This is a genomic window from Acinetobacter sp. YH18001 (genome assembly GCF_013416975.1).
Taxonomy (GTDB): domain Bacteria; phylum Pseudomonadota; class Gammaproteobacteria; order Pseudomonadales; family Moraxellaceae; genus Acinetobacter; species Acinetobacter pseudolwoffii.
The window spans coordinates 1-5493 of sequence record NZ_VPEU01000080.1 but is presented as its reverse complement, the minus strand read 5'-3'; the positions used below and the strand labels follow the sequence as shown (position 1 = coordinate 5493).

Annotated in this window: 3 protein-coding genes and 2 pseudogenes; 3 read left to right on the top strand and 2 right to left on the bottom strand. The window is 40.5% G+C overall.

Annotated features, from left to right (window positions below):
- Nucleotides 1-319: 319 nt before the first annotated feature.
- Nucleotides 320-514 carry a heavy-metal-associated domain-containing protein gene (locus FTV48_RS13940; protein ID WP_004281879.1) on the top strand — a complete coding sequence of 65 codons (195 nt, stop codon included), beginning with the start codon at nucleotides 320-322 and terminating at the stop codon, nucleotides 512-514.
- Nucleotides 515-692: 178 nt separating this feature from the next.
- The gene (locus FTV48_RS13935) at nucleotides 693-3170 is read left to right on the top strand and encodes a heavy metal translocating P-type ATPase (RefSeq protein ID WP_004281880.1); all 2478 of its coding nucleotides are present in this window, start codon (nucleotides 693-695) and stop codon (nucleotides 3168-3170) included.
- A 70-nt stretch (nucleotides 3171-3240) separates the two neighbouring features.
- On the opposite strand, the pseudogene FTV48_RS13930 reads toward FTV48_RS13935, so the two are convergent.
- Nucleotides 3241-4173, bottom strand: a pseudogene (locus FTV48_RS13930) (IS5 family transposase).
- Nucleotides 4174-4243: 70 nt separating this feature from the next.
- On the opposite strand from FTV48_RS13930, the pseudogene FTV48_RS15150 reads away from it, so the two are divergent.
- Nucleotides 4244-4357: pseudogene (locus FTV48_RS15150) on the top strand (TetR family transcriptional regulator); the annotation flags it as partial.
- Between the two features lie 77 nt (nucleotides 4358-4434).
- On the opposite strand, the gene FTV48_RS13925 reads toward FTV48_RS15150, so the two are convergent.
- A complete protein-coding gene (locus FTV48_RS13925) occupies nucleotides 4435-5049 on the bottom strand; it encodes a thiol:disulfide interchange protein DsbA/DsbL (protein WP_004281881.1) in 615 nt (204 codons plus the stop codon).
- Between the last annotated feature and the right edge of the window lie 444 nt (nucleotides 5050-5493).

Here is a 5493-nt window from a genome sequence, read left to right as displayed (position 1 = left end):
GTACTTTATTCAGTATTTTAAAACTCATATAGAACAGACCCACCAACACTACCATTGATTGAAATAACTAATATTATAAATTTCAGAGTGATCGTAGATGACAAAAATGTCATTTTAAAGTCACATTAATGTTGGTTAAGTACTTTTACTGTAGTCATTAGAACACTCTTCTTTGGAATACTCTGAAGAAAACTGTAAGGTTGTAAACAGACCAAGTTACAGCGAGTAACTGATTCAGAAAAAGGCTGGTTGTATGGTGAAAGTTTAGAGTTACTGTTCTAATGTTTTAAACAAATGTTTTGTTAAAAAGGAGCAACATATGAAATTTCACATCGCTAATATGACTTGTGGTGGTTGTGCACGCGGCATTACTACCGCAATTAAAGAGCTCGACTCGAATGCCTCACTCGATATTGATTTACAAAACCGTATTGTTGAAATCAACACAACGGTGAGTCAGGATCAAGTCATTGCCACTCTCAGTGAGCGTGGATTTACAGCTGATCCTGCTTAATCTCTGTTAGAGTAACAGTGGGAATTCCTTACCACTTTTACTCTCTCTTATTTTCCTCATCGTACAGATAAAACCTGTACTTGCTTGAAATAAAAGTAATCCCTGAATTCCCCCTAATCTTGGTTCGAGCTGATCTTCGCATATAGAACTCAGCATATCTAAATGATAGAGATCGTATATGAGTACCGAAATGACTGATACGCCACACTACAGTGAAACATTAGAGATTGAGGGGATGACATGTGCTTCTTGTGTAGGCCGTGTGGAAAAAGCTTTAAAATCTGTTGAGGGTGTTGAATCGGCTCATGTAAATCTGGCTACCGAAAAAGCAGTCATTTATGCGCATCAACCACTTGATCGCGCTACTTTAATTAAAGCCGTAGAAAAAGCAGGCTACGAAGTGGAAGCGCTGCAACCAATAGAGCTTACGATTGAGGGTATGTCATGTGCTTCTTGTGTAGGTCGAGTAGAAAAGGCCTTAAAATCTGTTGAGGGTGTGGAATCAGCTCATGTAAATCTGGCTACTGAAAAAGCGACTATTCAGGCAAGCTCATCTGTCACTCGTGACTCGTTAATTCAGGCTGTCACCAAAGCAGGGTTTGAAGCAAAGTCAGTTCATCAAACTACGGAAAGCTTTCAAGATAAAAAAAATATTGAATTAGAAAAACTTAAAAAAGATTTAATTTTGTCAGTCTTATTGACTCTACCCGTTTTTATTTTAGAAATGGGATCACACCTGATTCCCGCCTTTCATACGTTTATGATGGATAACATTGGCCAACAAAATAGCTGGTTAATGCAATTTTTCTTGACCACAGTAGCATTAATTTTTCCAGGCCGACGCTTCTTTAAAAAGGGCATCCCAAGTTTATTCCGCTTAGCACCAGACATGAATTCCTTGGTGGCTGTAGGAACATTGGCTGCTTATCTTTATTCAGTGGTTGCTACTTTCTTTCCAAGTGTCCTGCCACAAGGCACGGTCAATGTTTATTATGAAGCTGCAGCGGTTATTATCACTTTAATTCTATTAGGTAGATTTTTTGAAGCCAAGGCAAAAGGCCGAACGTCTTTAGCAATTCAACATCTAGTTGGAATGCAGCCTAAAGTTGCCAGAATACAGCTCAATAATCAGGTGATAGAAGTTCCGATTGCCGAAGTTCAAACAGGAACGATTGTAGAGATTAGACCAGGCGAGCGTATCCCTGTCGATGGTGAAGTTATTCACGGCCAAAGTTTTATTGATGAATCCATGATTACTGGCGAGCCTATGCCCGTTGAAAAAACGATAGGCTCTACTGTGGTAGGAGGAACAATTAACCAAAGTGGCAGCTTAAATATCAAAGCCACCTCTGTTGGTAGTTCATCAGTGCTTTCTCAAATCATCCGAATGGTTGAACAGGCACAGGGTTCCAAGCTGCCTATTCAGGCATTGGTTGATAAAATTACCATGTGGTTTGTACCTGTAGTAATGGGTCTCTCTCTTTTAACTTTTATTACTTGGTTTATCTTCGGCCCTGAGCCAGCCCTAACGTTTAGCTTAGTTAATGCAGTTGCGGTACTCATTATTGCATGTCCTTGTGCAATGGGACTTGCAACGCCTACATCAATCATGGTGGGAACTGGGCGTGGTGCTGAAATGGGTGTTTTATTCCGTAAAGGGGAAGCTTTGCAGCTGCTCAAAGAAACTAAAGTGGTTGCTGTTGATAAAACAGGGACCCTGACTGAAGGGAAACCAATTTTAACCGATCTGCATGTCTTAGAAGGGTTTGAATACAATGCCGTACTTTCACTTATGGCAGCCGTTGAATCAAAGTCTGAGCATCCTATTGCTCGAGCAATTGTACAAGCCGCTATAGATAAGGAATTAATTCTGTCTCCTGTTGCTGATTTCAAGTCAGTCACGGGCTATGGAATAGAAGCAACGGTGTCTGAACATTTGGTTCATATTGGTGCAGATCGATATATGGAAAAACTAGGTTTGAATCCTAATGTTTTTTCTCAATTTTCGGATCGTTTGGGAGAAGAAGGAAAAACCCCTCTCTATGTTGCGATTGACCAGAAACTTGCTGCCATTATTGCTGTAGCAGATCCAATTAAAGAATCAACATTTGCTGCAATTGAAGCGTTACATCAGTTAGGTTTAAAGGTTGCCATGATTACAGGTGATAACCGTCATACAGCTCAAGCGATTGCAAAAAAACTAGGTATTGATGAGGTTATTGCAGAAGTCTTACCAGAAGGTAAAATAGAGGCCGTTAAAAAATTAAAAAATCAATATGGTAAACTCGCATATGTTGGAGATGGCATTAATGATGCCCCTGCACTTGCAGAAGCAGATATTGGTTTAGCAATAGGTACAGGTACAGACGTAGCTATTGAAGCTGCTGATGTGGTTTTGATGTCTGGCAACCTGAAAGGAGTGCCAAATGCTATCGCTTTAAGCAAAGCGACTATAACCAATATTCGTGAAAATTTATTTTGGGCATTTGTTTACAATGCAGCTCTGATTCCTATTGCAGCAGGTGTACTTTATCCGCAATTTGGACTGCTACTTTCTCCTGTATTTGCTGCTGGTGCAATGGCTCTCTCGTCAATATTTGTACTAGGAAATGCTTTACGATTAAAACGTTTTAAAGCCCCCCTTGCAATTATTTAACCATTTTTTATATACATTGGCTTTGTTGCACAAAGATTTGAAATGCAAAGCGCCCCTAATTGAGCCAAATTTAAGGCGTAACTTGGGTAAGTGGTCGACCTAATTCCGTAAATCTGTTAAGGACTGCCACACGTGCATGGATCTCATTGACTTGGCTATCAAAACTCCTTGCACTGAGTTTATCTCCTAATAATTTGATGCAATGCATCTTAGTTTCAACCAAACTTCGCCGATGATAGCCTGACCATTTTTTCCATAGTGTCCTGCCTAAACGTTTAATTGCTCGAAGTAATTCATTTCGCTCTAGCGAGCTACTCTTTGTATCTTTCCATGGTTTCGCATTTTTTCTAGGTGGAATCACCGCATGCGCTTGCCGATCTGCAATGACCTGACGGCATTGCTTGGTGTCATAAGCTCCATCGGTATAAACAGAGTCAATCCGCTCATCTTGTGGAATCTGATTAAGTAAATCACCAAGCACCTGTGAATCACTGACATTATTGGTTGTAAGCTGAACTGCTCGTATTTGTAGGGTTTTAGCATCTATACCAATATGAAGTTTACGCCATTGGCGACGATATTCAGGTCCATGTTTCTTGCGTTTCCATTCGCCCTCACCTAGAAACTTCATGCCTGTAGAGTCCATGAGTAGATGCAGCCCATCGCTACTTTTTTGGTAGCTGATTACAATATCAATATGCTTTTGTCTTCTACAAAGCGTGGTGTAATCTGGAGCTATCCAATTTAATCCGCAAAGTTTAATCAGACTTTGCACAAAGCCAGTGACCATACGTAAAGACAGACGGAATAAGGATTTAATCATTAAGCAGCATTGGATGACTGCGTCGGAGTAGGTTTGATTTCGCCCTTGTTTACCGATGGACGGAGCATACCATTGCGTAGCAGGATCAAACCAAATGGCAATATTTCCGCGACTCATGAGTGCTCAGTTATATGCGGGCCAATTGGTTGTGCGGTAGATTTTGTGTGCAGGCTTCTTCATTTGAAAATTATATCGCTGAAAAACCCTTTACAGATAGGTTTGTGCAACAAAGCCATCCACGATTCATATTCAATCCCATGACTTTAAAGCGCAAAGCGTGTTGCAGATGCAGCTCTTATTCCGAGGAATTTTACACTGGTATCGCCCGCCGATAGAAACACCAGATCCGGCAGTCAGGACGTAAATAACCATTCCTCCAGTTTAAATAAAAAAACCTGCAGATTCGATGCAGGTTTTTTTTTAGAGATAATCAATCGCGTCTTATTTGGCTTTACGCTCTTTTTCAATCAGGTAATTCACCACCTGAATTACTTTGGCATCATTGCCCTGCACAATATATTTACCATTCACGGTCACCGCTGGTACACCGCTTAACTGATATTGAGCAGTCAAATTTTTTGCCTGAGCAATTTTTGACGAAATCGGGAATGATTTATAAGTCGTGTTAAATTTCTCTTCAGAAATACCATAACGGGTATAGAACTTGGCCAATTGTGCCTGTTCTAAAATTGGACGCTGCTTGTCATGAATATCATGGAATAACTGTAAATGTGCTTTTTGACGCACACCCAGGGCTTCTGAAACATAATAAGCACGTGCAGCCTGTTCCCAAAGCGGGTTCATTGCAGCAGGTGTACGTACAAAACGGATATCTTTGGGTAATTTTTTCAACCAGTCCTGCATATGCGGTTCCAACGTGAAACAGTGACCACAGCCATACCAGAAGAATTCACGTACCTCAATTTTGCCCGGTTTTTCGACTTTGACTGGTTTTGCGACCACCTGATAGTCCTGACCTGCCACAAAATTGGCCATAGCATTGCCTGAAAAGGCCAAAACAGATGCGGCAACAGCTCCTAAAAGGAATTTTTTCATTGGGATTATCGTCCTCTAAATCATTATGCTTAGTGTATGGGTTCACTATAAATCAATTATGCCGGTTCCGTTTTCATGCTGCGAACTTTTGTGCTATCAGAACCGCTACATTAAAGTATGCGACTGATTTTAAGTCAGTTAATATGGCCATTCGACCGCTATGTGTTTTTAGATAATCACAAAAGTTAAACTTTGAGTAATAAAAACGGTTATAATTTCTACGATTAAAACGTAGTGGTCAAACCTACAGTAAATATTAGCTTCTTACTATTCTCTTCAGTAACAGCCGCGTGGCTCTGAGAATGATCTTCTGACATACAATACTCATCACAAAAGTAGATAAAGGTGATTACGATGTTACAGCTTGCGATTATCGGTGTCATAGCAGCGGTCATAGCCGTACTGGCATCAAACTGGGATGGAGCTAAAAATCCTCCTAACCCC